This window comes from Candidatus Nanohalovita haloferacivicina (assembly GCF_029232205.1).
In the GTDB taxonomy this organism is placed as follows: domain Archaea; phylum Nanohalarchaeota; class Nanosalinia; order Nanosalinales; family Nanosalinaceae; genus Nanohalovita; species Nanohalovita haloferacivicina.
On sequence record NZ_CP107255.1, the window covers coordinates 869,692 to 893,902 of the forward strand.

General features: G+C 45.6%; 32 protein-coding genes, 3 tRNA genes and 1 pseudogene. 21 read left to right on the plus strand and 15 right to left on the minus strand.

Annotation, left to right across the window (positions count from 1 at the left end; all coding sequences use genetic code 11):
• Positions 1-36 precede the first annotated feature (36 nt).
• Positions 37-504, minus strand: a complete 468-nt coding sequence (locus HBNXNv_RS04865) for a hypothetical protein (RefSeq protein ID WP_347720561.1) — start codon at positions 502-504, stop codon at positions 37-39.
• A gap of 61 nt (positions 505-565) precedes the next feature.
• Here HBNXNv_RS04865 and HBNXNv_RS04870 point away from each other — a divergent pair.
• The 7 genes from HBNXNv_RS04870 to HBNXNv_RS04900 all read left to right on the plus strand — a co-directional run bounded on the left by HBNXNv_RS04870 (position 566) and on the right by HBNXNv_RS04900 (position 4,877).
• Positions 566-669, plus strand: a tRNA-Gln gene (locus tag HBNXNv_RS04870).
• A gap of 67 nt (positions 670-736) precedes the next feature.
• Positions 737-1,060, plus strand: a complete 324-nt coding sequence (locus HBNXNv_RS04875; protein WP_347720562.1) for a hypothetical protein — start codon at positions 737-739, stop codon at positions 1,058-1,060.
• 85 nt (positions 1,061-1,145) lie between these two features.
• Positions 1,146-1,352: a hypothetical protein gene (locus HBNXNv_RS04880; protein ID WP_347720563.1), complete on the plus strand. Its 207-nt coding sequence runs from the start codon at positions 1,146-1,148 to the stop codon at positions 1,350-1,352.
• Positions 1,353-1,545: 193 nt separating this feature from the next.
• Entirely contained in the window at positions 1,546-1,998 is a 453-nt protein-coding gene (locus HBNXNv_RS04885) for a hypothetical protein (protein WP_347720564.1), read from the plus strand.
• Positions 1,999-2,049: 51 nt separating this feature from the next.
• Positions 2,050-3,045 carry an AI-2E family transporter gene (locus HBNXNv_RS04890; RefSeq protein WP_347720565.1) on the plus strand — a complete coding sequence of 332 codons (996 nt, stop codon included), beginning with the start codon at positions 2,050-2,052 and terminating at the stop codon, positions 3,043-3,045.
• A 45-nt stretch (positions 3,046-3,090) separates the two neighbouring features.
• The gene (locus HBNXNv_RS04895) at positions 3,091-3,378 is read left to right on the plus strand and encodes a peptidylprolyl isomerase (RefSeq protein WP_347720566.1); all 288 of its coding nucleotides are present in this window, start codon (positions 3,091-3,093) and stop codon (positions 3,376-3,378) included.
• Positions 3,379-3,602: 224 nt separating this feature from the next.
• Entirely contained in the window at positions 3,603-4,877 is a 1,275-nt protein-coding gene (locus HBNXNv_RS04900) for a hypothetical protein (RefSeq protein WP_347720567.1), read from the plus strand.
• 22 nt (positions 4,878-4,899) lie between these two features.
• Here the strand turns inward: HBNXNv_RS04900 and HBNXNv_RS04905 are convergent, their stop codons facing one another.
• Positions 4,900-5,610: a peptide arginase family protein gene (locus HBNXNv_RS04905; RefSeq protein ID WP_347720568.1), complete on the minus strand. Its 711-nt coding sequence runs from the start codon at positions 5,608-5,610 to the stop codon at positions 4,900-4,902.
• 118 nt (positions 5,611-5,728) lie between these two features.
• Between HBNXNv_RS04905 and HBNXNv_RS04910 the strand changes: the two genes are divergently transcribed.
• The 13 genes and pseudogenes from HBNXNv_RS04910 to HBNXNv_RS04970 all read left to right on the plus strand — a co-directional run bounded on the left by HBNXNv_RS04910 (position 5,729) and on the right by HBNXNv_RS04970 (position 14,588).
• Positions 5,729-6,202: a 30S ribosomal protein S13 gene (locus tag HBNXNv_RS04910; RefSeq protein ID WP_347720569.1), complete on the plus strand. Its 474-nt coding sequence runs from the start codon at positions 5,729-5,731 to the stop codon at positions 6,200-6,202.
• 11 nt (positions 6,203-6,213) lie between these two features.
• Complete coding sequence (locus HBNXNv_RS04915; protein WP_347720570.1) at positions 6,214-6,768, plus strand: 30S ribosomal protein S4; 555 nt, start codon at positions 6,214-6,216, stop codon at positions 6,766-6,768.
• Positions 6,731-7,149 (plus strand): annotated as a pseudogene (locus HBNXNv_RS04920) (30S ribosomal protein S11). The gene HBNXNv_RS04915 and the pseudogene HBNXNv_RS04920 overlap by 38 nt, the downstream one beginning before the upstream one ends.
• 57 nt (positions 7,150-7,206) lie before the next feature.
• A complete protein-coding gene (locus HBNXNv_RS04925; protein WP_347720572.1) occupies positions 7,207-7,776 on the plus strand; it encodes a hypothetical protein in 570 nt (189 codons plus the stop codon).
• 465 nt (positions 7,777-8,241) lie between these two features.
• Positions 8,242-8,324: transfer RNA gene (locus tag HBNXNv_RS04930), tRNA-Leu, on the plus strand.
• 319 nt (positions 8,325-8,643) lie between these two features.
• Positions 8,644-9,102, plus strand: coding sequence for a hypothetical protein (locus tag HBNXNv_RS04935; protein WP_347720573.1), 459 nt, complete (start codon positions 8,644-8,646; stop codon positions 9,100-9,102).
• A gap of 424 nt (positions 9,103-9,526) precedes the next feature.
• On the plus strand, positions 9,527-11,845 hold the full coding sequence (locus HBNXNv_RS04940; RefSeq protein WP_347720574.1) for an S-layer protein: 2,319 nt from the start codon (positions 9,527-9,529) through the stop codon (positions 11,843-11,845).
• A 154-nt stretch (positions 11,846-11,999) separates the two neighbouring features.
• Positions 12,000-12,551 carry a hypothetical protein gene (locus tag HBNXNv_RS04945; protein ID WP_347720575.1) on the plus strand — a complete coding sequence of 184 codons (552 nt, stop codon included), beginning with the start codon at positions 12,000-12,002 and terminating at the stop codon, positions 12,549-12,551.
• Between the two features lie 4 nt (positions 12,552-12,555).
• Entirely contained in the window at positions 12,556-13,071 is a 516-nt protein-coding gene (locus HBNXNv_RS04950) for a hypothetical protein (protein WP_347720576.1), read from the plus strand.
• Positions 13,072-13,168: 97 nt separating this feature from the next.
• Positions 13,169-13,519, plus strand: a complete 351-nt coding sequence (locus tag HBNXNv_RS04955) for a 50S ribosomal protein L18e (RefSeq protein WP_347720577.1) — start codon at positions 13,169-13,171, stop codon at positions 13,517-13,519.
• The gene (rplM, locus tag HBNXNv_RS04960; protein WP_347720578.1) at positions 13,516-13,944 is read left to right on the plus strand and encodes a 50S ribosomal protein L13; all 429 of its coding nucleotides are present in this window, start codon (positions 13,516-13,518) and stop codon (positions 13,942-13,944) included. Before HBNXNv_RS04955 ends, rplM begins: the two co-directional genes overlap by 4 nt.
• Positions 13,944-14,345: a 30S ribosomal protein S9 gene (locus HBNXNv_RS04965; protein ID WP_430827685.1), complete on the plus strand. Its 402-nt coding sequence runs from the start codon at positions 13,944-13,946 to the stop codon at positions 14,343-14,345. The genes rplM and HBNXNv_RS04965 overlap by 1 nt, the downstream gene beginning before the upstream one ends.
• 45 nt (positions 14,346-14,390) lie before the next feature.
• The gene (locus tag HBNXNv_RS04970) at positions 14,391-14,588 is read left to right on the plus strand and encodes a DNA-directed RNA polymerase subunit N (protein ID WP_347720579.1); all 198 of its coding nucleotides are present in this window, start codon (positions 14,391-14,393) and stop codon (positions 14,586-14,588) included.
• Here HBNXNv_RS04970 and HBNXNv_RS04975 read toward each other — a convergent pair whose 3' ends face one another.
• From HBNXNv_RS04975 to HBNXNv_RS05000, 6 genes are all read right to left on the minus strand, one after another.
• Positions 14,589-15,767, minus strand: a complete 1,179-nt coding sequence (locus HBNXNv_RS04975; protein ID WP_347720580.1) for an MFS transporter — start codon at positions 15,765-15,767, stop codon at positions 14,589-14,591.
• Between the two features lie 41 nt (positions 15,768-15,808).
• Complete coding sequence (locus tag HBNXNv_RS04980; RefSeq protein ID WP_347720581.1) at positions 15,809-16,951, minus strand: MFS transporter; 1,143 nt, start codon at positions 16,949-16,951, stop codon at positions 15,809-15,811.
• Positions 16,952-16,972: 21 nt separating this feature from the next.
• Positions 16,973-17,347, minus strand: a complete 375-nt coding sequence (locus HBNXNv_RS04985) for an NUDIX hydrolase (protein WP_347720582.1) — start codon at positions 17,345-17,347, stop codon at positions 16,973-16,975.
• The gene (locus HBNXNv_RS04990) at positions 17,344-17,781 is read right to left on the minus strand and encodes an HIT family protein (RefSeq protein ID WP_347720583.1); all 438 of its coding nucleotides are present in this window, start codon (positions 17,779-17,781) and stop codon (positions 17,344-17,346) included. Before HBNXNv_RS04990 ends, HBNXNv_RS04985 begins: the two co-directional genes overlap by 4 nt.
• Entirely contained in the window at positions 17,778-18,602 is an 825-nt protein-coding gene (locus HBNXNv_RS04995) for a ZIP family metal transporter (RefSeq protein ID WP_347720584.1), read from the minus strand. Before HBNXNv_RS04995 ends, HBNXNv_RS04990 begins: the two co-directional genes overlap by 4 nt.
• Positions 18,603-18,713: 111 nt before the next feature.
• A complete protein-coding gene (locus tag HBNXNv_RS05000) occupies positions 18,714-19,115 on the minus strand; it encodes an HIT family protein (RefSeq protein WP_347720585.1) in 402 nt (133 codons plus the stop codon).
• 98 nt (positions 19,116-19,213) lie between these two features.
• Here HBNXNv_RS05000 and HBNXNv_RS05005 point away from each other — a divergent pair.
• A tRNA-Glu gene (locus tag HBNXNv_RS05005) sits at positions 19,214-19,288 on the plus strand.
• Positions 19,289-19,349: 61 nt separating this feature from the next.
• On the opposite strand, the gene HBNXNv_RS05010 is transcribed toward HBNXNv_RS05005, so the two are convergent.
• The 7 genes from HBNXNv_RS05010 to HBNXNv_RS05040 form a co-directional block, all read right to left on the minus strand.
• Positions 19,350-19,952, minus strand: coding sequence for a hypothetical protein (locus HBNXNv_RS05010; RefSeq protein ID WP_347720586.1), 603 nt, complete (start codon positions 19,950-19,952; stop codon positions 19,350-19,352).
• A 35-nt stretch (positions 19,953-19,987) separates the two neighbouring features.
• Positions 19,988-20,314 carry a hypothetical protein gene (locus HBNXNv_RS05015; protein ID WP_347720587.1) on the minus strand — a complete coding sequence of 109 codons (327 nt, stop codon included), beginning with the start codon at positions 20,312-20,314 and terminating at the stop codon, positions 19,988-19,990.
• Positions 20,301-21,002 carry a citryl-CoA lyase gene (locus HBNXNv_RS05020; protein WP_347720588.1) on the minus strand — a complete coding sequence of 234 codons (702 nt, stop codon included), beginning with the start codon at positions 21,000-21,002 and terminating at the stop codon, positions 20,301-20,303. Before HBNXNv_RS05020 ends, HBNXNv_RS05015 begins: the two co-directional genes overlap by 14 nt.
• Before the next feature lie 42 nt (positions 21,003-21,044).
• Positions 21,045-21,221 (minus strand): hypothetical protein, encoded by a 177-nt coding sequence (locus HBNXNv_RS05025; RefSeq protein WP_347720589.1) that lies wholly within the window; start codon positions 21,219-21,221, stop codon positions 21,045-21,047.
• A 318-nt stretch (positions 21,222-21,539) separates the two neighbouring features.
• Entirely contained in the window at positions 21,540-22,430 is an 891-nt protein-coding gene (locus tag HBNXNv_RS05030) for a succinate--CoA ligase subunit alpha (protein ID WP_347720590.1), read from the minus strand.
• Positions 22,427-23,047, minus strand: a complete 621-nt coding sequence (locus HBNXNv_RS05035; RefSeq protein WP_347720591.1) for an HAD family hydrolase — start codon at positions 23,045-23,047, stop codon at positions 22,427-22,429. The genes HBNXNv_RS05030 and HBNXNv_RS05035 overlap by 4 nt, the downstream gene beginning before the upstream one ends.
• Positions 23,040-24,188, minus strand: a complete 1,149-nt coding sequence (locus HBNXNv_RS05040) for an ATP-grasp domain-containing protein (RefSeq protein WP_347720592.1) — start codon at positions 24,186-24,188, stop codon at positions 23,040-23,042. Before HBNXNv_RS05040 ends, HBNXNv_RS05035 begins: the two co-directional genes overlap by 8 nt.
• Positions 24,189-24,211 lie beyond the last annotated feature (23 nt).

Here is a 24,211-nt window from a genome sequence, read left to right on the forward strand (position 1 = left end):
GAGACCCTCAACTATCTTCTTTCCGTAAACTCAGATTTATGGCTGATCATGGCTAAATTCTTCAACTGAAGGTTCTTTACTAAGACATTCTTTGATCAAGTAGTTAGCCCTCGAAATAATCTTTTCTTCCTCAGAGCTGAAAGAAATCTTCAAGTGATGGTTAGACACATGTCTATCGCCACGATCATAGGATTTATCGCTCAAATGTCCGTCTCCTAAAATCATGCCAACTAGTTCGGCAGTCAACTCATTTTTAATCAGGTCTATCGATGAAAACTTTCCTATCCCATTTTCATACTCTATATATTCATACTGAACATCACCGTCATATAGAGTCTTTAGAGCCTCAAAAGAATCACTTGGAATACTTGTTCCCGAATAAAGATGATTTCTGAAGCCGCTATCTATCTCTGCTGAAATATCATCTAGAGTGAACCCCTCGGCTTTGAGAGAATCATAAACCTTTTGCAGCTCAGACTTAGGGACCTTAACCCTTCTCTCCATAGAAACGCAATAACTAGTTTGTTTTTTAAGAGTTCCAATTCTTATTACGAGATACAGCAACAGTCCCCTGGTGTAGTGGCCAAATACCTTCAACACTATGTTAAGGTAGGCAATTCATAGCGGCCTTTGGAGCCGCTGACCCAGGTTCGAATCCTGGGGGGACTATAATCATTCTCAGATATGTAATTTAGTGTAAAAAACGATATTTCTTGCTGGAACAAATTCTCCTTCTATGAGACAGGATGAGGAAAGTGTAGAGGATGTGCTGGAGAACATAAGCCTGTTTTTAAAGGCCTTTGAAGTGGATGAGTCTGATATCGGGATTGTTCTTTCGCCGGCGTATGAGAACGTGGATGGCAGGCCTCGATTGGATTATTTTGTGAAGGCCTATACTGATTTGAATCCGTGTTTGGATGGTTCTGTGTATATTGAGGAAGGTTTTTCTGAGGATGTGTATACTGGCTGGGTGGAGGAGTTTGAGTCAGGTTTTCCGGAGGCCGATGTTGCTGCGGCTAGTTTTGAGGATTTAGAGCACTTGATGCAGGGTTCGTTGTAGAAGTACTGTTCTGATGATTTTGTTTTCGTGTAAGAAAGGATATTTTCCAGTCATTCTGGTATAGTATTTGGAGGGCTGAAGAAAAATGAATGAGGAAGATTTACCTAGCTTCTCGGCTTTAAGTCTTGTAGGAGCTGCAGCAGTGGTTATTGTGTACTGGATACATCTTGCATTGATAAACAGGCCTTTGATCAATGAGACAGGGATCAGTTTAACGATATTTGTCTCGGCTTACCTGGCCCAGTACCTGCCTTTGAGAGCTTTAAGAACCCGACTTTTGACGAAGATGTAAGCTGGAGTCAATATTTCAAAACTCCAGACACATCTTCCTTCTTTACATTCAAGCCTAGAATAGGAAGTCCTTAAGCTAAAACAGCAAATACACCAGCAACAATAGATTCAGAGAGCAATACAGTCGCCACATTCTTATTGAAGCAATATACTTAAATTTTTGAGGGATAAATGTTTGTTATTGGTGAACAAAAATGCAAGGAGCTCATGAATACGATACCGGCATCCGGTGGAAGGACGGAGTCTCTGATGAGAATGTCGAGGCCCTGGCAGAGGTAACGGACGATGTAGCTGCTAGGCTTGACTACTTCACGGAACTCTACAGGGATGGAGAGGTAGAAAGAGAAAGAATCGACCGACTTGTGGCTCTGGGGGAGAGAGCACTCCGGGCAGAAGGAATCTGGAGGGACGAAACACGAGGCCTCGAGGCCACGTACGAAGAACTTGAATCGCGTGGCGAAGAAGAAATCAGTGAGGTAGAAGATATTCAGGAAGTCTTTAGCGGAGAAGAACACAGTCTTGAGGACTACAGCAATGAATTCGTGGAAGAGGCCGAAGCATACAGCAGCGATCCAGAAACCAGGCTATGGAAAGCACAGGAACGATATCGCGAAGCACTGGGAGAACTCAGAGAGCTGGAAAACTAGGCAGGCCTCCAAACATCCTACTTTTTTAGATTCAGCCACATAATTTGAACTATGAACCGGAAGAAGGCCTTTCTATTCCTTGCAATGGGAGTTACAGGAGTACTGATCTTCCTGATGATATCTCCTTACCTGGGCTATCTGCTTACAGGAGGAATACTGGCCTTTATGCTGCATCCAGCGAAAAGATTTTTCGATAACTACACCAAGTACTCGGCAGCGGCCGTAATAATGATGACATTTCTCATGGCGGTTTTCCCACTGGTACTGACAGCTGGAGCAGTAGCGAACGATGCCAGCGACATGGTATCAACTCTGGAGACAGCAGACCTCAGCCTTGATGTAATCGATAATAGAATAACACAGTTAACAGGCCAGGACGTACAGCTGGAGGAAAGACTGAAGTCCTCAATACAGACAATAGGATCAACAGTACTCTCAAGCACATCAGAAATAGTTGACACAGCCAGCAACTTCTTGATAGGAATATCCCTACTACTATTCCTCCAGTACTACCTACTGAAAGAAGGAGAAGAACTGGTCGAATGGTCGAAAAACCTGGATCTCATGCCAACAGAACTGCAAAACGACCTATACCAGAAAACAGCAGACACCACCAGAACAGTCATCAAAGGCCACGTAATAACAGCAGCAGTATCAGGCCTCGTAGCAGGAGTAGGCCTATACATAGCAGGAATCTCCAACGTATTCTTCTGGACATTCATGATGATGATACTCGGCCTCATACCGCTAGTAGGAACAGCACTGGTATGGGTACCAGCCGCAGCATACCTTCTACTCAACGGCAACATCTACCCCGGCCTCTTCCTGCTCGCGTACGGAGCAGCAATAGTAGGATCAGTAGACAACTTCCTCAGGCCTTTCCTCGTGGACGAAAGCGCCGACCTGCACCCATTATTCATAATTCTGGGAGTAATCGGGGGTATCGGAGTATTCGGCCCTATAGGAGTATTCGTAGGCCCAGTACTGTTCGGCCTCGGAAAATCACTGGTCACAATCTACATCCAGCACTACGAGGAATTCCAGTAAAAAAATATTTCTCAGTTTTAAACCTTGAAACCACAAGAAGCAATTATGGCAAAAGAAGTACGTGCATCACACATCCTCGTCGACAACGAGGAACACGCCAAACAGATCAAACTTGAACTGGAAAGAAACGAAGACAAAGACTTCGCAGAAATGGCCAGAGAAAAAAGCGAAGGCCCATCCAGAGACAACGGCGGAGACCTCGGATTCTTCAGCAGAGGAGACATGGTCAAACCATTCGAAAGAAAGGCCTTCGACATGGAAGTAGGAGAAGTATCGGATCCTGTCCAGACAGAATTCGGATGGCACCTAATCAAGAAAACCGAGGAAAGATAAGGTTTTCTAGATAACGCAGAAGATCTCCGATCTTCGAATAATTAAGAAGACAGAAGAGCGATAGTTCTTGAATTGTTGTAGAGAAGAAATGTTTTTTCTCACAGTATTGACTTCTTTTCTTTTTCTCTTGATTAAATTTTGAGGCAACTACATACACTCCATAACCCAGTTCCCGTCACACTTCCAAAAGACTTAAATTTGTCACTATCTAATAGTAACATATTATGGGACTACTTGATAGATTCACTGGCGGATCTAACGAAACCGAAAATCAAGAAGAGCAGCAAGAACAAACCCTGCAGCAGGAAGAAACAATCGAAGAAGCATCACCTGATGAAAAACAGACTCAAGAACTTATCGAGTTTGGGCCTGAAAACAACCACACCTTACCCGAGGATAAGCAGACCGACGTAGACGAGACACTTCAGAAAGTGGAGGACCCTGTAGAATTTCTGAGCAACAAGGACTCAGAAGGACTACAGACAGCCTACGACAACTCTTTCATCGCAGAGGCCCTAAGGACACAGGTCACTGATGAGAAGAGGAGAACACGTGGCGCTTTCCAGACAGCTGCAACAACAGAGCTATGGGCAAAGAACCCTGAAGCCAACGAACTAGTTGCAAACGTTGCAGCAGAAGCTGGAATGAGTGCAGACGACGTCTATGATGAGATGGCAGATGAAACCAAAGAGGAAGTTATCACCAGTCTCGTCGGAAGAGAACTTTATGGGCCAGCAGACTCTTTTGCGACAGAATCAGAAAGTCTTGACACTCTTGCAGAAGCAATTGAGCAAGAAATAGGAAGAGAGATCAAAGAAGAGCATGAAGACCTGTCATATATAGACACCGGCAACCTTGACGAAGAGCAATACAACAAGGTAGTAGCAGTAATGACTTCTCTGAGCGAAGAGGGAAAATCTGCTATTGATGACGAGCATCTTGGCCTGGACAACTTTAACTGGGGCAATAACCTCGACAACGAAAGCAAAGCCAGATTGAACGAGACAATAGGCAGTAGCTGGAACGATTCCGCAAAAAGAGCAGTCGAAGACAGATGGGAGAATGAAGAGTACAGTCAGGCAGCACTGCTTGCAGAGACATTCGAAGTCGATCAGGTAGAAGTAGATGACGGAAGAAGTTACAGCGACAGAACGAAAGAAATCAATGATGTAGCGAAGGAAGCAGTAGAAAAGTACAGGAGATCTGGAGACTACGAACAGGCCGTAGAGCTCGCAGGCGAAATACCTGGAGGAGTACAGAGAACAGAGCTCCTAGAAGATCTTGCAGTACACATTGACGACGAGGAAGAAGCATTCCAGGTAGCAACCGCAGGCTACACAGAAGATGATGTAATGAATCAGGCCTTAGAGTACGTCGATCAACAAGTACAGGAAGGAAACACCGAGGCCTACGAACAGCTTAACTCAGCAACCGACTACGACATCGCCGAAGAATTAAGTGCTGAAGCACAGACAGACATACAGCTTGCAGGCCTGTAACCCTTATTCTTCTCTTATTTCCTTATCTTTTCTCCATTATATTTTCTAAATGAGTCAGGGCCTCTTCCTGCAAAATATATCCAGGACTGGTAGCTACAGTAGTAAAGTCAGCCTCATCCATTAATCCTCCAATCATTCGATAAATCGGTCCCGGACTTTCCACACCGTTGAAAACATCGAGATCAAGATCCAGGATTAAAGAGGATTCACCAAAGTCTCTGTGCAGAAGCTGCTGATTCTTGTTCTCAACACCCCAGTTAACGGTCTCATCAACTAGGCCCCACTGCTCAGCAGGATAGATAAACTCATTTATCTGAATCATATCACCGATCAACTGCTCGGCCTCTCCCACAGATTCAGGAGGGAAGAAAGGCTCTGGCATTTCGCCATCATAGTGATCATCCAAGTGAAGAAGAACTGTATCTCCTTCCAGAACATTTTCATTCGAGGCCGCAAGCCAACCAGCCAGCGCATGATTATGATCATCAACGTAGAAAACATCGTCATCCAGATCAAGAACATACTGGTCAAGCCTGACAAAAGCATCATTATTCTCACTGTTAAAGCTCTCAACATCGGAAACCGTGACATCATCAAGGCCCTCAGGAACCACTACACCATAATCCAGATCAGTGTAGTCTCCTTCGACAACTTCAGGCTGACGAATAGTTCCAATCTCGGAACCAGTCATCACACCGCCATAATCCTGCAAATCACTGTAGTCAAAGGCCATCCAGAAACAACCATTCTCCAAGATTTTAATACCTGGTAGCAAGGCCTTCTATCTCACTGACTACCCCTGAGTCAACCCTTTATAAGATTTAACTAAGATGTTTCTGTTACGGGTAAACATGTCAGAAACCAAAGAGATTGTAAGGATTGCAAGAACCGGAATCGATGGTACAAAAACAGTAGATGAAGCCTTGACAGGCCTCAAAGGAGTCGGCAACATGTACGCACACGCAGTAGCCGAAGAAATGGGCCTCGAAAATGAAAAGATAGGCGACCTCGACGACGAATCTATCGATGAGGTAGAAGAGAAGCTTAAGAATCCTGACAGTCTTGACCTTCCAGAATGGCTTCTGAACAGAAGGAAGGACAGAGATGAAGGAGACAACCAACACTTAATCGAATCAGACCTAGAACTGAAGAAGGAATTCGACATCAGAAGACTAAAAGAAATCGATTCCTACAAAGGATGGAGACACTCCATCGGGCTACCCGTACGCGGACAGAAGACCAAATCTTCATTCAGATCCGGCGGTAAAATCGGAGTATCAAGAGCAAGAATTCAGGACGAAGCAGAACCGTCCGGCGACGAATAGAGTGATCAACCATGGTTAAGAAGCTAACAAAACAATACGAAACACCAAGCGAAGGCTGGAGCGAAGAAAGAATCCAGGAAGAAGACCAGCTAAGTGAAGAATACGGCCTCAAAAACAAGAGAGAAATCTACAAAGCACAGAGCGAACTAAGAGCACTCAGAAGAGAGGCCCGTAAACTTGCATCAGAAGACGACGAAGAAAGAAGAAAAGAAGTAATCGGAAAGGCCAACAGACTAGGCCTCATCAGAGAAGATGCAGGACTTGAAGAAATACTAACACTAAACGTTACAGACATTCTCGACAGGAGACTTCAGACAGCAGTAAACAGAAGAGGTTACTCAGACACTGCAAACGAAGCAAGACAGCTTGTCAACCACGGCCACGTCTACGTAGACGGCCAGAAAGTAACTGTTCCTGGATACATGCTTACACAGGAAGAGGAGAAAAAGGTTGAAGTACAGCTACCTGAACCTTCTGAAGAACCAGAAGAAACCGGGGAAGCTGAAGAAGTCGAGGAAACCGAAAACACTGAAGAAGAATCAGAAGAACAGGAAGGTGAAGAATAAATGAAGAAAGGAATCGTAAACATTTACTCAAGCTTCAACAACACGATCGTACACGTAACAGATGCAACAGGCGCAGAGACAATCTCAAGAATCTCTGCAGGAATGGTAACAGATAAAGGCCGACTACAGGGCTCACCATTCCCAGCAATGAAAGCAGCCAAGCAGGCAGTCGAAGAATCAATGGAGAAAGGCATTGAGAAAGTCGACATCAGAGTAAGAGCTCCTGGTGGACAGAAGATGAAGATGCCAGGTAAAGGAGCACAGCCAGCAATCAGAGCTATCTCCAGATCCGAACTGGACGTCGGAAACATTGAAGACGTAACACCAGTACCGCACGACGGCTGCAGAGAAAAAGGCGGAAAGAGAGGCCGCAGAGTATAAAATCCATCTCTCAACATTTTCTCTTAACTTAATACACACTCGCGAGGTAGAAAGACTATGAAACTTGAAAAAGTCGAAGAAGACAACGGCGTTCTAACAGTCAAACTGGAAGACTCAAACGAAGCAGTAGCAAACTCACTAAGAAGAGCAATGATGGCAAGAGTACCAACACTCGCCGTCAAACACATCGACGTAGTGAAAAACGAGTCAGGCCTCTTCGACGAAATCCTAGCCAACAGAATCGGCCAGGTACCATGGACAATCCCACAGAAGTTCGACGAAGAAGACGAACTACACCTCGCACTCAAACAGGAAGGCCCAACCAGCGTAACAGCTGAAAACATGCAGGCCGACAACGACGAAGCAGAACCAGTACACGACGCACTGATCGTGGAACTCAAAGAAGACCAGGACATCGAACTGGAAGCAACAGCAGTACTCCAAAACGGAAGAGACCACGCCAAACACCAGGGCGGAACAGTAGGATACGAAAAACTCGGCGACGGAGAATTCCAGTTCAGAATCGAATCCACATCAGGATACACAAACGAAGAACTACTGCAGAAAGCAATCGAAGTAGTACAGGAAGAACTAGAAAACGCAGAGGCCTCAGCAGACGAACTTTAAACAACAAATATTTCTCACCACTTCTTATCTCATAACTTCTTTCTGCAATCAGTCAGGTCTAACGAAATCTCAAACCTGGAACCAGGACAACTACAGAAAAGCCGTAGAACTATCCCACAGATACGACAGACTGGAGGCCCAGTTCAAAGCCCTCAGCAAAATAATGGAACAGAACAACCTCGGCCAGCTACAGGAAGAATACAGAGACAGACACCCATGGCTGAACGAGCCAGAAAAGGCCTCCGGCTTCAAAACCGCAGCAGAGATATGAGCTATTAAACAGTTACAGCCATAACCTCTAACCACAGAGAAAAAATGAAGCAACGATCCGAAAGGCATTATCAAAATGCCTTAAGCTTGATCGAACTTAGCTTGTAAGTTCGCCGGGGTAGCCAAGTTAATTCTTGCCAACCCCGAAGCCATGCACAGCATGGCCTATTGCGTATCAATCGAGCGCAACCAATTGCCGGGGTAGCCAAGTGGCCAAAGGCGCAGGACTTAAGATCCTGTCCCGCAGGGGTTCACGAGTTCAAATCTCGTCCCCGGCATAATCTAATTTCTATTGAACAAGACTTCTTCAATGCAAAAGATAGAGAAATATTCCATGATCACCTTACAGAGGCCACCGGAGAAGAATAAAGCCCTGATTTCAACCTGAAAAAATAAGGCAGGCCGCAGAAGACTGGTACAGCAGTGCAATTTACTGAAAATACTCTACACAGCCAAACAACATCTAGAAAATATTTCTACAGTCTAGATCATGCTCTAACTTGCTAGATAATCTTTTAGATTAAAATAAATTACCTATCAGTGTTTTTGGTCACGGAAAGCGGTTAAACTAAAAAAAGAGCTTTACAAAAAATTGATATGGACTTTGGACGCGTCCCCACAATAATACTAGGACTAGTACTTCTAACACTAACATTCAAGGCCGGAGCACTACTACAGGATATGAACGAGTGGAACAACCCTCAACCGGAAATACTGTTCAACTCCATGTACAAAAACGATGCAGGCCAACTATCCCTCAACATGGAAAACAAGGGAACTCCAGCAAACTTCACACAGTTCGAAGTAAAATACAACATAAATGGCCAGGTATACAACCAGTCCGAACTCAAAGAAGCACAGCCAGACCTCGCAGCAAACAACACATGCTTCACCCAGAACGGAACCTGGGGCAAAAACACCAGATACAGCTGCCAAACAGGAATAAACTTCCCACAGGCCCAGACCAACACAATGATAATCATATCATTCAAAGAAGGCGAAATAAAATGGAAAAAAGGCTGCAAACCAGTAACCACAGACGCAATAGGCTGCTAAAACAATAAGGCCTCCACAAAAATATTGTTCGAAAACCGTCGAACAAAAATCCAGAAATCTCCTGTAGAAATTCTTTACCCTCTTAAGAACATACCATATACACAAAAACAGTTTCTAAGACACTCATATTACAACAAGTCGATTGTAGAACGTTCAAAAACCGTTCATGAACGGTTAGAACAGGCCTTTCTCCAAACCATTTTTAAAGGTGGTTACCATAAAACATGCATAAGAACGAGCCACGATAGCGACTGGACTCGGCCCGGTTCCCCTTTCACAACCATCCCTCAACGGGAGGTAATTTTTTTGGGAATCGGGATCCCGCGGAGAAACCACACTCCGTCAACAAAAAATGAAGCGGCCCTCGGTCTCAACGTCGCTTCCACATAAAGAAAATATTGAGACAAACTTGGTGAATCAACCAATGAAGAACATCAAAAAACTCAAATCTTATGGAAAGACTGTAGCAGCATCCGCACTACTTGTTGGAGCTACTGTAACCGGCGCAGCCGGTCTAGCAGCAGCACAAAACAATGGGTCCAGTGGAGCTGACTACACACTACAGGATTATCCAGCACCTTTCGTAGATGACGAAGGGAACGTAGATACATCCATCGTCGTAGGCACAGACGGAAAACAGGCCGACGTAGTCTCCGCAGTAGATATCGCAGGAGACCTAGGAAACCAAGCATTCTCCGAAGAATCAGTAGATGGTCCAAGCGGAGCATCAGTAGATGGAGAACAACTGAATGAGGAAGTACTCGGTTTAGACCTAACAACTACAACAATTGATGCATCCGATTATTCAGCATTCACAAGAACAACAATGGAAGATGACGACGGAGAAGATGTATTTGTCACTGAATCCGCACAGATCTCAGGAGTCGCTTCCAGAATCAACGGAACATCTACAGATTTCAACGTTCAGCCTGGCGACGTCACATACGACGTAACTTACAGCCCAGGATTCAAGGAGAACGATACAGTAACTATGCTCGGTAACGAATACGAGCTAGTCAACATTGTTGACTCAGGAGAAGTAGAACTTGGCTCAACAATGGAAGAGGACATGACTGTAGGAGATTCCTACGAGCACGGTCCTTACACAGTAGAGATCACAGGACAGACATCCGGAGACAACTCAGAAGTAGTAGTAAGAGTTTCTGAAGGAGAAGAAGTCCTAGACACAAAAGCACTAGAAGAAGGAGAAACACTAGAGCTAGACGACGAATATGACTTCTCAGTCACAGCATCCACAGTAATCTTCTACAGCGATGGGACACAGGACGTAACCCTAGAGTCCACCTACACAGACACCACCCTAGAAGAAGGAGAAGATCTGCCAATGGATGACAGATACGAAGTCGATACAATCGCCACAGCAGACAGCACTACAACAGTAACAGGCTTCACTCTAGAAAACACAGTGAAAACTGTAGAAGAAGCAGAAGATGAAGATGAAGTTCCTTACGTAGAAACTGATCAGTCCTTCGCTGGACCAGCTGACTACTTCAGTCTAACAAACCAGGGAATTACAAGCGAAGCAATGAGCACAGTTGAATTTGGCAGCGAATACGATCTGACATACACAGATCCAAACGCTCAGGAACAGAGTCTTGACATGACAGAACTGCGAACCAACGGAGACACAAACATCTCTAGCTCTGACGATGGAACATACTTCGCAGTGGTAGGCTCCGATAAAGGAAACGACGGTACTTCAGACTCCTACCTAGTAGAAGTTACAGACGTATCTACAGACGGTACAAACGGACCTGTAGATGCCGTTACACTGGAGCACGCTAGCTTCGAGCAAACTTTCGAAACAACCGGAACAACAGGATCCGTTTCAACAGGATACGGATTTAGCGTCGGAGTTACATTTGGAGCAAACGGTGGAGACAACGCATCCATCACAGGAACAACAACAGACTCCCTAACAGTACAGGGAGGAGCAAACGTAAGCCTAGAAACCAACGACCCAAGTAGCGGTGGACTAGGCATTGCCGATAGCAATGCTGGCTCAGATGCTTTGAACATCAGAATCTCCGAAGCAGAAGGAACAGATGAATCCGGCGCAGATACAGGAGACATCCACGTCTTCTACGATGAAGACGACGATGGAGAAGACTACTTCAATGACGCTGATGACGGCGAAATTGGAGCAGTCTACTACGCTGGAGCAGAAGACGAAGCTTCAGGTACCACGACCAACCTAGGAGACGTTGAAGATGGAGACGAGACACTCACACACTTCGGTTCAGAAGTCGTACTCAACAGCGCAACAGGCGCAGAGGTAATGTACCCTGATGAGCAGAGATATCAGGTTGCAGCATTCGGTTCCACAGAAGGAGGATCCACAAATGGAGCAGTTTCCATGACTCCAACAGGATTCCCAGCTGGAACTGGAACAATGGATACAGATGTATCCAACTCTGACAGAAGTCAGAACATGATCCTCGTAGGAGGACCAGAGGTCAACGACCTGACAGCTGATCTAGCTGACGAAGGACAGACCTGGAACTCCACTCAGTACGAGAACAACCAAGGCGTAGGCGTCCTAGACCTAGTCAACGACGCTTTCGACGAAGGTTACTCTGCACTTGTAGTTGCAGGATGGAATGCTGAAGACACAAGCGCTGCAGCAGACTACCTAGTTAACTACAACGCAGACACAGACACAGCTCTAGAAGGTAAGACGACCGCACAGGTCAACACCGACACAAACGAGCTAGTAGAGTAAGACATTTTCCTTTGAGGCCTTAACAGGCCTCTTCTTTTCTTTATTTTACATAGATTATTTCTTGAGCAAGTTACGCAGAAACTTTCTGTTGCCACGTAAAAGTTAAAAGAATTGTAGCGTGTTGTATGTTTTGGACAACAATGGTGAGCATGTATTGAGTGACGGCCAATCAAGAGACCTGAAACTGGCAGATAACTATAATTCCGAGATTGAGGCCGCAAGCTACATGCAGATTCCTAATGGTTACGGCGAGCATGTAAGAAGAATTACTGAGGCCGCCTATGATACAGCCTCCAGACTTAGAAGAAAGGTTATAGAGAAAAGGAGTTTTGAAGAAATAGATAATCCTGAGCTTCTTGATGTTGAAATCAGAAACTTGGCGTTGAATGGTCTTCAGGCAGCCATAGAAGATGCCTCCACGCATATCGAACAGGCCCGAGAATACGAGACAGAGATAGGTACAGATTACTGGTTCGGCGAGTCTAACGATTTTGAATGGACTCTTTCCAGAGATGCACGGCCTGAAAAAGAGGAGAACTTCCTTGAAAACTACAGAATTGCTGAAGGCCATTACAGAAGTATTTTCGAAGCTCTTGATCAGGAGGTCGAAGGCCAGAATGTTGTAGAGTTTCTTGAAGAAAAGTACGACATCAACTTGAACAACATACTGCCCGAGGTTGCAGAACCTAGAATGAACAGGAGATGAAATAATGAGCGAGAAAACACCAGCACTACCAGAAGGACAAACACACACGAATTTCAACGCCCCTCTTGAAGAGTTAAGGCCTAATCAGGGAAAAGATCTGGCTCTTTATGCGGAGGCCGTCTGCAATACTATCGATCACATGTACCAGAAAGCCATTGATAAGCGCAATTATGAAAGAAGAGGTATCCAAGATGGAGAGCTGGATAAGGAACTTGTGCATCTTCTTGCTCAGGACGTTCCTGAGGCAGTTGAGGAGCTTGGTGATAGACTTGAAGAGGCACGTGACATCGAGGAAAATATTCAGGGCCGTACACCAGATACAATCGATTATTCAGATAATAGGGCTGAAAAGTTTCTTGAGAACTACCGTGAAGCAGAAGGCCTTTACCGCGAGGCTTTCAAGTTGATGGGTCGAGAAATCGGAGGCCAGAGTCTTGCAGAGTTTCTGGATGACCAGTACAGGATTGGCCTCTTGGATAACTTCAAAGAAGTCCCTGATCCTCGACCCGATCACAGGTAAAACCTGATTTATAAAGTTTGTTTTCTGTTTCTTGATATACCGAAAAGTGGCGCCAGCTCTTTTGCTGGAGTTTGAAAGGCCGCGAGGTGCATAAACAATGGATAAACACGCAGACCCAACCAACAGTGTACTCCTTGAGACTATTGAAATGCTCGAGGAGCAAGAAGCTGCTATCTGGAATCAGGTAGCTGAAAATCTTGGAAAAGTTAATCGTAGACGCGCAGAAGTCAATATTTCTGATATTGACCGTGTTGCAGAAGACGGAGACACAATCGTTGTCCCCGGAAAAGTTCTTGGAACAGGCCGACTCACAAAAGATGTTGACGTCGCAGCCTTCCAGGCAAGCAACGGCGCAAAGAAGAAGATCATGGAGAACGGAGATTTCATGTTCATCCAGGATCTTGTAGAAGACAACCCTGAAGGAACAGAGGTGAGAATTGTAAAATGAAAGTAATCAGTGCAGAAGGAAAAATTCTAGGCCGTCTAGCATCAAAGATCGCATCAATGGCAAAAGACGGAGAAACAGTAAGAGTAGTCAAATCAGAAGACGTAGTAATCTCAGGAGACAAAGACAAGATCTTCGCAGACTACAAACAGAAGAAAGATAGAGGAGCACGAGACAGAGGCCCTTACTTCCCGAAAAGACCTGACAGAATTCTTAAGAGAACCGTTAAAGGAATGCTTCCAAGCAATCCTTCCGGAAGAGAAGCTCTTGACAACGTAAGAACTTACCTGGACGTTCCAGAAGAATTTGAGGACTATGAGGAAGTTGACGTTAAGGAAGGAGACGATCTTCTTAACAGGAATTATGTAAAGCTTGGCGAAGTATCCAAACATATCGGATGGAAAGGAAAACGGGGTGTTAATCAATAATGACAGTTACAAGCACAGGAAAGCGTAAGACCGCAAAGGCACGCGCAACAGTTGAAGAAGGAGAAGGCACCCTTCGAATCAACTCCAGGCCTCTGCATGTTCAGCAGAAGGCTATCAAGGAGCGAGTAAAGGAGCCTCTCATCATCGCAGGCGAAGAAATCTACGGAGACCTGAATATTCAAGTTACCAGTGAAGGTGGCGGAATTCAGGGACAGGCCGAAGCCATCAGAATGGCTATTGCTAGAGGCCTTGTAGAGTACACTGACAGCGATGATCTTGAGAGAGACTTCAGAGACTATGATAGAAACATGATGGTTGAGGATCCGAGAAGAACCGAGACCAGAAAACCATCACAGTCGAGCAAAGGAGCTCGACACAAACAGCAGAAATCCTACCGTTAACCCGGTACCTTTTTCTGCTATCTTTCAAGAGGTGTCAATACAACAATGCAATTTCCAGTAAGATGTCTCAGTTGCGGCAAAGTAATCAGCCAGCACTGGGAAGAGTACGAGGAACGTACCGAAGAAGGCGAGGACCCAGGAGAGGTACTCGACGATCTCGGAATCGAGAAGTACTGCTGTAGAACAATGTTCATCGGCCACGTCGACACAATAGACGAAGTCGCAGAACACAAAATTACCTAATCACATATCCTCTCTTTTCTTTTCATCCTCTTCTTCAATCCACCTAACATAACCCGTAATGCCGACTACCGCCACAGTAGCGTAGACAAACGCAGCCATAAACCCTGTTCTCACAGAGTAATTCAAGACGACATACGCAGTAAGGCCGTAAGTCAGTATTTTACCAACGTTAAGGAAGAACTCTCTGAAAGCATAGAACTCCAGAATATCTTCATCCTCAGCCACGTCAGCATAGATAGAGTAAAGAGGAACATAGTAAATCATAAAGAAAAGGCCGGCAAGGAACGAGACTCCAAAGGCCTGTGTCGCAGTCTGGACAAACGCTCGAGCCACATAGACTCCTGCGGCAAGCAGCAGACCGGAGGCCATCAGTTTCTTCTTGTCAAACCTTCCCGAGATACGGCCTATCGTCAGGGCAAACACGATCGACCCTACTGATGCAATACTTTTTGCGCCACCAGCATTCATCTCCCCACCTACAACATAGTAGACAAAAAGCGGGAACAGTATTGCGCCAGCAGCAATATCAGCACCTCTCAAAATGAAGAGGCCTGCAAACTTTCTGTGCTCCGAATCAAAAAGAGACTTGATATCGTACTCCAGAGGATCCCTGTGATCCTTCGACGCGAACAGAGGAATAGCAGACAGAACAAGTATTCCAATAGAGGCCGTTACCAGTGCATGGAAACCGTAGGCTGCCATGATAAATCCTCCTGCAAGAGGCGCAATGGCTTGAGAAATCTTCGGCAAACCTATCAGTCTTCCTGAGGCCTTTCCACGATCGCCGTCTTCAGTGTCTGTAGCGAACTCAGCGTGAAGAGAGATCCAGTGAAAAGCGTTTCCAAAACCATAGGCTACAGCAGCTGATACTACTAGGGTCGGTGATAGACTGAAGCTTCTCAAAGATAGGAAGGCCGGCAGATAGAAAAAGTATGAAAGTATCAGGCTGTGCTTGAACCCTATATTAGCTATAATGTATGAGGCCGGTATGCATGCCAGGCCGAAGGCCGCTGTCGCAACAAGAATATAGTTAAAGACCCAGTTGATCTGCATGCCGTTGGAGGCAATGTAGATCGGGATGAAGATGCCTATCAGGCTGAGAACAAACCTGTGAAGTAGTTCGTACGCGTAAATTTGATCTACTTCTACGGCCCGGAATCTTCCAAACATGCTATGCATTTTGTGTCCTCAAGCATCTTTGCGATCACCTGGTTTTTATTTCAATGGCGTGAAAGCCAGCCAGCATAGAACGCAATCAAGAATGTCGCGGCCGCCGCCAGATGGAAGGTAGTCCTCAGGGCCCCAAGTGCTGAGGTCTTGATCAGGTAAATACCCAGTAGCAACGTGGCTATACGGCCCAGTGCAAGGAATACCTCCCTGAAAGCGTAGAACTCAAGGATATCCTCTTTCTCAGCGAGATCGGCAAGATCCGAGAAAACAGGTATGAAGTATATCATCATGATTAGGCCTGCGGTAAAGGATACAAGGTAGGCCTGTAAGGATGTTTCAACCAGTGCGCGTGCCGAGAAAAGAGCTGCGGAGATTACTGTGCCGACTATGATAAGTTTTTTCTCATCTACCCTGTCGGTGATACGGCCAACTGACACGGCGAATACAACCGAGCCCAAGCTGGCAAGCGATCCGACAATTCCTGCATCTAGAGATCCTCCTGCAATATAGAAAATGTAGATCGGGAACAGGTATTTTCCGGTAGCAGAGCCAATCCCTCTCAAAAAGAACAGTGAGCCAAGAAGTGCGTGTTTTTTCTCGATAAGGCCTCTAATAGAATAATCCATTGGATCCCGATGGTCTTTCGAAGCCATCAACGGGAGAGCTGAAACCGCAAGGAAAAAGACAGACACTCCTACAAGCGCGCCGAACCCTACGTAGGCCATCAACGCCCCTCCGATCGCAGGAGCCAGTGCCCTCGCTACTCTTGGAAGGCCTAGCATCCTTCCTGTCTGTTTTCCTCTTGTCTTACTTTGAGAGTCAACTGCAAACTCTGCGTGAAGTGCAATCCAGTGGAAGGCCTTTGCAAATGCCATCAAACCTGCTGCAGCTACAACAACCTGTGGAGATAAATTAAATATTCGTAGAGATAGTATTGCTGGAAGATAGAAAAAGTATGAGATTACAAGACTGTGCTTGAACCCTATTCGTGCAATGACGTATGAAATAGGAAATGCTGCCAACACGAATGCTGCTGACTGAACCAGTAGATAGTTGAATGCCCAGGAAAGGCCTAGAGATGATTGAAGTATATAGATCGGGATGAAAATGCTGATTAGGCCTAGCGCCATCTTCTGCAGAAATTCGTATGCATATATCTGGCTGATCTCGTATTCCTTGAATACTTCCAGCATAGTATTTGTTCCTCGCAGGCCTTATTTAATCCTTCTCAACGCCGGCAGCACCATTTCCAGGTTTGGAGCTATCTCCATGTCATCCAGTTCAAGCGGGTCAACCCATTCAAGTTCTCCGAATTTTTCCTCCTGTATCTCTGGTTCTCCGTCGGTATCTGCAATGTATCCATGCCAGAGAAACATCTGGCCATCTTTCTGGAATTCTCCGCTATAGAAAGGTTTCTTCAGTTCGACTTCAACTCCTATCTCCTCCCTTGCTTCTCTGACTGCGGCATCTATCGGCGATTCTTCTTCCTCTACTTTTCCACCAGGAACCTCCCAGTGGCCCTCATCCTCTCTGTATAGAAGCAGTATTTTTCCATCTCTGATAATCAAGTTTCCGGCGAGCTCTATCATTTCAGGGCCTCCTCCGGTTCTCTTTTCAGTTCAATCATTGTTTCATCATCCAGCTTCTTGGTTTTACTGGTTACGTAGTGCTGGCCCCAGTTTTCATCCTCAAAAGTTTCTCCCTCAAAACTTCTCTCATCTCTGTACCGCGGAATTATATGGAAGTGGAAGTGCTGGCAGTCGTTTCCTAGTGTGGCCTGATTGTAGAAGTCTGGCTGGAAAAGATGGTCTAGAGCGTTCTCCAGTTCAGGCAGAACTTTATCGAAAAACTCGTTCCTCTCCTCCTCTGTCAGTTCGTTGAGATCCTCTACGTGCCGTTCAAGTTTGACAAGGCATCGACCCAAGTATTTCTGATCTTCAAACAACTGGACCTCCCAGTTAGAATACTGCTTCACTATTTCATGCGCGAAATCTCCTCTACAGAACCCACATTCTTCACTCATACGAATGTGAATAGAAGTACCATGATTATTAATCCTGCGAGGTTTCCACCAAGGAACTCAGGCCATCCAGTAGTATCGAGATCCTCTACCTCTTCAAAGGCCTCCTCCACAAACTCAGATAGCACCAGGTAGACCATTGCTCCTGCTGCAAAACCGTAACCTACAGGCAGGAAGACTCGGGCCTCAGTGACGAAGATGAAGGCCAGTACTGCCCCGATCGGCTGTGGGACAGATGAGAAAATTGCTGCTCCCATTGTCTTCCAGTTTGATACCCCTGAGGCCTTGAAAGGTATGGAGATTGCAATTCCTTCAGGAATATTGTGGATTGAGATTGCTATTGTCATTGTGACTGCGATTGCCGGCACTGCAAGGCCGAAGATCGGTATTCCTGATTCAAGCCCCATTTCGGCGAAAGCGACGCCTATTGCTACTCCTTCTGGGAAGCTGTGTACTGTCAGTACTCCTAGAATTAGTATCATTTTCTTGTAGTCTGCTTCCTCGAATGTTCCTGGATCCAGGTCGATATCGTCGACTGCTCTTCTGGCACCGATTACAAGAAGGCCTCCAAGTAAAAGTCCGAAGCCTACGGCCAGGAATTCCGAATTATACAGAGGGTATTTCTGTGCGGCCGCAAGCCCTTCCGGTATGAGACCAAGGAAGGATGCTGAGAGCATTATTCCTGATGCCAGGCCCCAGAGGCCTACGAGTATTTTTTTGCTGAAGTCTTTGACAAAGAAGAATGGTATTGCTCCGATTCCTGTTGCGAGATCTGTTATCAGTCCGGCGACGAATACCAGTATTAAGGCCTCTGCGGTAACCATGCGCAAATTTGTGAGTTGTAGGTTTAAGACCTTTTTGAGAAAAGAAAAGTTTAGGCCAGCCTAAAAATAGATTAGCTGGTTTAGAGAAAGGAAAAAGCTGTTGAGGCCTTTTTACAGCCTTTTCTGGATTTCTTCCGCTACTTCTTCGCCTTCGTCAAGCTCTGTTCTGTTGTATGTGATGTCTAGTTCATTTCCTTCGTAGATTGGCGTGATGTGGAAGTGGAGATGGAAGACTTCCTGACCTGCTTTTTCTCCGTTGTTCTGAGCGATGTTTACTCCTTCAGCGTCGAAGGCCTCTTTTACTGCATTTGATACTTCTACCAGGCCATCGAATAGATAGTTCATGCCCTCTGCTTCGTGAATGTTTTCTACGTGCTTCTTCGGTACTACGAGTGTGTGGCCTTTGGATACAGGGTTGACGTCGAGGAATGCGATCATTTTGTCGTCTTCGTATACTTTGTGCGAAGGTATTTCTCCCTCGATTATTTTGCAGAAGATGCAGTCGTCTGTCATAACTGTTTATTGGCGTTTCTGGCTTATTGATGTTTTCGGCAAACCGCACCTAGAGTACCCTTAAAAGTGTTAACCCCGTCTATTAGAATACGGATTAAGCGGCAGTAGTGTAGTCTGGCCAATCATCTCGGCCTTTCGAGCCGAAGACCCGGGTTCAAATCCCGGCCGCCGCATACTGATTTTACTTCTTCGCGGATTTGATATCTTCACAGGTAAGTAGAATATGAAGAAAAGTTAGTGGATGTCGTGGCCTCTGTCCCTGTCTCTCTTGTTGAGGGCTTCGTCCACGGACTGATCCTGTGACTGTTCAGCTGACTGGATGATCTCATTTACTCTCTTGCTTCCTGAGTGATTTGCTTCCAGTTGTCCTCTGAAGAGGTCTCTTAGGTCGCTCCACTGTTCGTCTTTGATCATTTCCTGTACCTCTTCACGTTTCAAGGCATCTACAAGCTCTTCTCTATCCATATCTTCCAGTTCCTGGACAATTCCCTGATCTTCCATCAAGTTCTGTTTTCTTTTGACTGCGATCAGGCCGTCGATGACTCTGAGTGCATCCATCATGTGTGCGTGCTCGTTGTGGTATACGCTCATTTCGTCCTCGATTGATGCAATTTCTTCAGCGAGTTCTTCCTGCATGAGTTCGTCTTCTGAAGATCTTAGTTTTTCGAATTTAGCCCTTCTTTTTTCCGCCAGGCCTTCGTGCTTGTCTCTTTTCAGTTCCATGTCGGCCTTGATCTCGGATCTTTCGTGTCTGAGCTCTTCAAGATCCATTTCCTCAATACTTATTTCCTCGTCATGTGAGAATTTGTCAACTATTCTGCTTAGTACGCTTACCATACTGCCTATTTCTCAGGCCTTGTAAATAAGTTTTTTCAGTAGAGCTGGCGGTAGGAACTCCATCTATACCTGAGAGTTTTGAAGCATTCATAGGCCTGATCCCCTACGTGGAAGAAAAGCCGCTTCCATTCGCCATCAGTCTTGATTCTGATATTTGGATAAATCGATCCTTCCTCGAACTCGAGATCCTCTATTTCATCGAAAGATACGTAATCAACCAGTTTCTGCTCTGAAAAGTTTTTGTCAATGTTTTCCCAGTCGTCTGATTCGCTTCTGCGTCTCTCAACATGGTTCTTTGTTACTGCTACCTCCCCCAGATCTGATCTGAACCTGTCTACGTTTTCCTCATCACTCTCCGACATATTCTCCATCCTCCCTGCGGAAATCAGGTTCATCCATCTCTTCGTGGACATGTGCGACAAGGCCTGGCGTTCTTGCAATTATGAAGATGCCTTTACCCAGTCTGTGATCCCATTCAAGGTCGCTCATTACTGCAGAAATAGCGCCATCAACATTCATTACCAGCGGAACTTTTTTCTCGGCGAAGACCTCTCTGATCTCTTTCATTTTCTGGACTTTTTCTCCTGCAAGGCCTAATTCCTCAGCTTTAGAAAGTATTTTTTCAGCCCTAGGATCTTTGTCATCGTACACTTTGTGGCCTATCCCAGGAATATTATCTCCAGCCTCGAGATACCGATCTACTAATTCTTCAGCTGTTTCCTCGCTCTGCAGTATTTTCATGCATTCCTCTATTGCTCCTCCGTGTGCATCTCCTAGGGAAAGTATTCCTCCGGCCACTGAAGTATTCATTTCGTTGCCTCCACTCTGTACTGTTCTTGCGGAGACTGTGGAAGGGTTGCCTACTCCGTGATCGATCGATGATGATAGAATTGTGTTGAAAAGCTCTGATTCGGCCTCTGATGGTTTATCTCCTTTTAGAAGCAGCCAGATGGCGTCTGCGAAGTCCATGTCCATTACGTTTTGCAGGGCCTCTCCTCTGATTACTGCGTCCTCTCCCGAGGAGGAAATTGATGTTTTCCAGTCTGTCATATTGTTAGAAGTTGGATCTATGTTAATCAATTTACCGGAATCTCAGATGGTTTCGGAAAGTCTCTGCCGGTAGGTGTCGTCGCTGTTTTTGAGTTCATGTCTTTCCATCATTTTGGCCCTTGCTGTGCGGGAGAGAAGGTTTTCTATCTCGTTATCCCACATTTTGTCCAGGTAGCTGGCAGGTTCTTCAATATCGCCGTCAGTTTCCTTGTAGAACATCAAAGTGAATTCGTCGGAGCTGTGGTCTTTGAACAGTTTGTAGCCTCTGCTGCCGAAATCGGCCTCAACTACTTCCTGTGATCCCTGTTCGCTGCGTGAGACAGAACCACCCTCGTCCAGATAGTCGAGTGCGTGTTGTTCGAAGAACTCGGTATCCCAAACTTCGGCGTAGTCAGTTCCGGAATCAATTCTCCAGATTCTGTCACCTGCTTCATGGTACGTCGTCTTATCGATATCAAGAGCCAGTAAAGTTCACCTTATACCAATAAATTACATACAAAACAGTAAATAAATGACGAAAAAAGAAAGGAAGAAAAGTTAAACCAGATCCTGAAGGATTTCTCCTATCTCATGATGCACATCCGCCACGTGCGCACCAGCATCCTCCAAGGCCTTTTTCTTGTGAGATGGCTTCCCACGATCACCTCGAATGATTGCACCGGCGTGACCGTACTTCTTCTCAGGCATCGACTCCGTAAAACGGCCTGTAATATATGCAACCAGCGGCTTAGTGAACTCTTCTTTCTCAAGCAGTTCAGCGGCCTTTTCCTCATATGTTCCGCCTAGCTCCCCGAATAAAACCACGGCCTCGGTCTGGTCATCTTCTTCAAACATTTTCAGGGCGTCCTCAAATGTTGTTCCAGCAATAACATCCCCTCCCAGGCCCATAGCTGTAGAGACGCCGTATCCTGCCTGTCTTACTACCCAGGATGTTTCTGTTGTCATTCCTCCTGACTTGGAGATAACTCCTATCTTGCCAGACTGATAGACTTTTTCTGGCTGGTTTCCGCCGATAGGCCCCAGTTTGCATTCGCCAGGAGTGATTATTCCTACTGATGTCGGGCCCACCATTGTTGCGTCTGCTTCCTCGACTTTCTGGTGAACTTTCCATGCATCGCGCGTTGGAATTCTCTCTGTGATCACGTTGAGAGTCTCTATACCATTTTCAAGCGCTTCAAGTATTGCATCTTTCGCTGCAAACGGCGGTACGTAGATCAGCGAGGTGTTGATCTCTGGATGATTTTCCAGAGCCTCCGAGACTGTGTCATATACTGGTACGCCTGATACTTCCTGACCTCCTTTTCCAGGAGTTACTCCTGCGAGGACTTCGGTTCCGTATTCAAGTATGTCCGGTACTTTTTCAGAGGCCTCTCTGCCTGTAATTCCCTGTACGAGAACCTTTGTGTCTTCATCTATTACGATGCTCATTTTTTCACCTCTTGGAGTGCTCTGGAAACGTTTTCATAATTTATTTTTTCGATTTGTAGGCCTTCTGTGGATGAGCCAAAGCTGTGGAACTGTTTTACCCATACAAAGTTCATTCCTACTTTTTCTGCGGCCTTGTCTCGGTCTACATAGTTGCCGAAGTATGTCATCTGCTCTGGAGGTTCTTCTCTCTGTTCTACAAAGGTTTCGAATATTTTTCTGTCAGGTTTTTCAACTCCTACTTCTGCGGAGACCACAAATCCTTCGTATTCAAGGCCTGATTCGCGGAAGTTTTCTGCGTAGAATTTTTTGGCTGGTGCGGAGTTGTCGCTGATGAATCCGATCGGGCCGTACTCCCTGTTTATCTTTTTCAGTTTTGGAATCATTTTCTCTTGAAGGTACTGTGTCTTCCATTCCAGGTATTCTTCTGTAATCTCTTTGCCTGACCCTTCGAGGTTGTTTTCCTCCAGCCATTGATCCATTTCTTCAGGTACGTAGACGTTGTACTTGTTGATATCCATCTGCGGGGCGTCTCCAATCACTTCCTGTATTAACTCATTTATCTTTGAGTGCGAAGGCACCAGAGTATCGCCAATATCGAATACTGCAATCTCACTCATCTCTACCACCTTTGAACTCTTCTACCATGTCCATCAGTGTTTCTGCAGTTTTGGTCATCGGCGTATCGTTTCTGTAAAGTTTCATGTTTAGATCAAGTTCTTCTTTCTTCTCTCTAAGTAGTTCAAAGGCCTCATCTGCGTGAGGTCCATCTCTTCTGATTACTATAGGATATTCAGGCCTTTCCTCTTCCAGAGCCTGTATAAATCCTTTCATTGTTCTCAGTATATCTGTATTGTTGGCTGTTCCTCCTACATGCCAGAGGCCGTTCAGCTCTTTCGACATTATTACCTTGGAAAGCCTGTATACTTTTTCTGTCGGTGGATTGCCTCCGTACTCCGTGTAATTTGCAGGTTCACCACCGTATTCTATCAGCGCATCCATGTTTGTGAGTGATGCTCCGCCCCCGGCCAGCATCATGCCGATGTCTCCATCAAGTTCTGTGTATTTTCCTGCCACCCCTCTGTGGTCGTCCTCATCGATTTTTTCGGCTCTGAGCTCTCTTTCCGTCTTTTCTCGGCCTAGATCAGATCTTTCAGGCAGATCTCTGGAGTGTCGGTATTTTGCGTCGTCATCCAGATCCATCATCGCATCCAGAACAACATAACCTTCCTCGGTTTTTGCCAGAGGATTGACCTCCAGAAGCCTTGCATCTTCCTCCAGGAAGGTCTTGAAAAGCTTCTGCAGTGCGATTCCAAGTTTTACTATTTCCTTTCCCTCAAAACCCTGCTCCTTCAGAAACTGTCGGAAACGGAACTGTGAGCTATCTTTCAGAGCCAGTTTTGCGGCCTCTCTGTCTTCAATTCCTGTTCCTCCTGACCGGGAGAAAATCATAGCTGGTTTGCGAGTATCTGTGTCGTACATGAATGATACGTAGTATTCCTCTGTGAAATCTAGTTGTTCTTCCACTAGAACGTTTTTGACTTCTTCAGAGTCGATTCGGCCTCCGATCATCTCCTGTTTCTCGGCCTCGGCCTCCTTCCTGTTTTTTGCAAACCTGATTCCGCCTTTCTCCTTTCTGTTGTTGGCAAGTACCTGGGCCTTGACAACGTACTCTTTGTCGTCTTCATGAAGGCCTTTTTCCGGTGTTTTCAGGCCGTGTTTTTCTATTATCTCCTTGGCTTCCTGTTCGTGGAGTTTCACAGCAAGCTAATTTCTCTGCAATA

Bases quoted from the DNA above. Each gene is read 5' to 3' on its own strand.
- HBNXNv_RS04985 (WP_347720582.1), bottom strand. From the start codon at position 17,347: ATGATAGAGCTCGCCGGAAACTTGATTATCAGAGATGGAAAAATACTG.
- HBNXNv_RS04955 (WP_347720577.1), top strand. From the start codon at position 13,169: ATGGATAAACACGCAGACCCAACCAACAGTGTACTCCTTGAGACTATT.
- HBNXNv_RS04895 (WP_347720566.1), top strand. From the start codon at position 3,091: ATGGCAAAAGAAGTACGTGCATCACACATCCTCGTCGACAACGAGGAA.
- HBNXNv_RS05030 (WP_347720590.1), bottom strand. From the start codon at position 22,430: ATGAGCATCGTAATAGATGAAGACACAAAGGTTCTCGTACAGGGAATT.
- HBNXNv_RS04935 (WP_347720573.1), top strand. From the start codon at position 8,644: ATGGACTTTGGACGCGTCCCCACAATAATACTAGGACTAGTACTTCTA.
- HBNXNv_RS04910 (WP_347720569.1), top strand. From the start codon at position 5,729: ATGTCAGAAACCAAAGAGATTGTAAGGATTGCAAGAACCGGAATCGAT.
- HBNXNv_RS05025 (WP_347720589.1), bottom strand. From the start codon at position 21,221: ATGTTCTACAAGGAAACTGACGGCGATATTGAAGAACCTGCCAGCTAC.
- HBNXNv_RS05035 (WP_347720591.1), bottom strand. From the start codon at position 23,047: ATGAGTGAGATTGCAGTATTCGATATTGGCGATACTCTGGTGCCTTCG.
- HBNXNv_RS04995 (WP_347720584.1), bottom strand. From the start codon at position 18,602: ATGGTTACCGCAGAGGCCTTAATACTGGTATTCGTCGCCGGACTGATA.
- HBNXNv_RS04940 (WP_347720574.1), top strand. From the start codon at position 9,527: ATGAAGAACATCAAAAAACTCAAATCTTATGGAAAGACTGTAGCAGCA.
- HBNXNv_RS04900 (WP_347720567.1), top strand. From the start codon at position 3,603: ATGGGACTACTTGATAGATTCACTGGCGGATCTAACGAAACCGAAAAT.
- HBNXNv_RS04990 (WP_347720583.1), bottom strand. From the start codon at position 17,781: ATGAGTGAAGAATGTGGGTTCTGTAGAGGAGATTTCGCGCATGAAATA.
- HBNXNv_RS04950 (WP_347720576.1), top strand. From the start codon at position 12,556: ATGAGCGAGAAAACACCAGCACTACCAGAAGGACAAACACACACGAAT.
- HBNXNv_RS04885 (WP_347720564.1), top strand. From the start codon at position 1,546: ATGCAAGGAGCTCATGAATACGATACCGGCATCCGGTGGAAGGACGGA.
- HBNXNv_RS05000 (WP_347720585.1), bottom strand. From the start codon at position 19,115: ATGACAGACGACTGCATCTTCTGCAAAATAATCGAGGGAGAAATACCT.
- HBNXNv_RS04915 (WP_347720570.1), top strand. From the start codon at position 6,214: ATGGTTAAGAAGCTAACAAAACAATACGAAACACCAAGCGAAGGCTGG.
- HBNXNv_RS04875 (WP_347720562.1), top strand. From the start codon at position 737: ATGAGACAGGATGAGGAAAGTGTAGAGGATGTGCTGGAGAACATAAGC.
- rplM (WP_347720578.1), top strand. From the start codon at position 13,516: ATGAAAGTAATCAGTGCAGAAGGAAAAATTCTAGGCCGTCTAGCATCA.
- HBNXNv_RS04890 (WP_347720565.1), top strand. From the start codon at position 2,050: ATGAACCGGAAGAAGGCCTTTCTATTCCTTGCAATGGGAGTTACAGGA.
- HBNXNv_RS05015 (WP_347720587.1), bottom strand. From the start codon at position 20,314: ATGTCGGAGAGTGATGAGGAAAACGTAGACAGGTTCAGATCAGATCTG.
- HBNXNv_RS04980 (WP_347720581.1), bottom strand. From the start codon at position 16,951: ATGCTGGAAGTATTCAAGGAATACGAGATCAGCCAGATATATGCATAC.
- HBNXNv_RS04975 (WP_347720580.1), bottom strand. From the start codon at position 15,767: ATGCATAGCATGTTTGGAAGATTCCGGGCCGTAGAAGTAGATCAAATT.
- HBNXNv_RS04865 (WP_347720561.1), bottom strand. From the start codon at position 504: ATGGAGAGAAGGGTTAAGGTCCCTAAGTCTGAGCTGCAAAAGGTTTAT.
- HBNXNv_RS04880 (WP_347720563.1), top strand. From the start codon at position 1,146: ATGAATGAGGAAGATTTACCTAGCTTCTCGGCTTTAAGTCTTGTAGGA.
- HBNXNv_RS04905 (WP_347720568.1), bottom strand. From the start codon at position 5,610: ATGGCCTTTGACTACAGTGATTTGCAGGATTATGGCGGTGTGATGACT.
- HBNXNv_RS04965 (WP_430827685.1), top strand. From the start codon at position 13,944: ATGACAGTTACAAGCACAGGAAAGCGTAAGACCGCAAAGGCACGCGCA.
- HBNXNv_RS05010 (WP_347720586.1), bottom strand. From the start codon at position 19,952: ATGGTAAGCGTACTAAGCAGAATAGTTGACAAATTCTCACATGACGAG.
- HBNXNv_RS04970 (WP_347720579.1), top strand. From the start codon at position 14,391: ATGCAATTTCCAGTAAGATGTCTCAGTTGCGGCAAAGTAATCAGCCAG.
- HBNXNv_RS04925 (WP_347720572.1), top strand. From the start codon at position 7,207: ATGAAACTTGAAAAAGTCGAAGAAGACAACGGCGTTCTAACAGTCAAA.
- HBNXNv_RS05020 (WP_347720588.1), bottom strand. From the start codon at position 21,002: ATGACAGACTGGAAAACATCAATTTCCTCCTCGGGAGAGGACGCAGTA.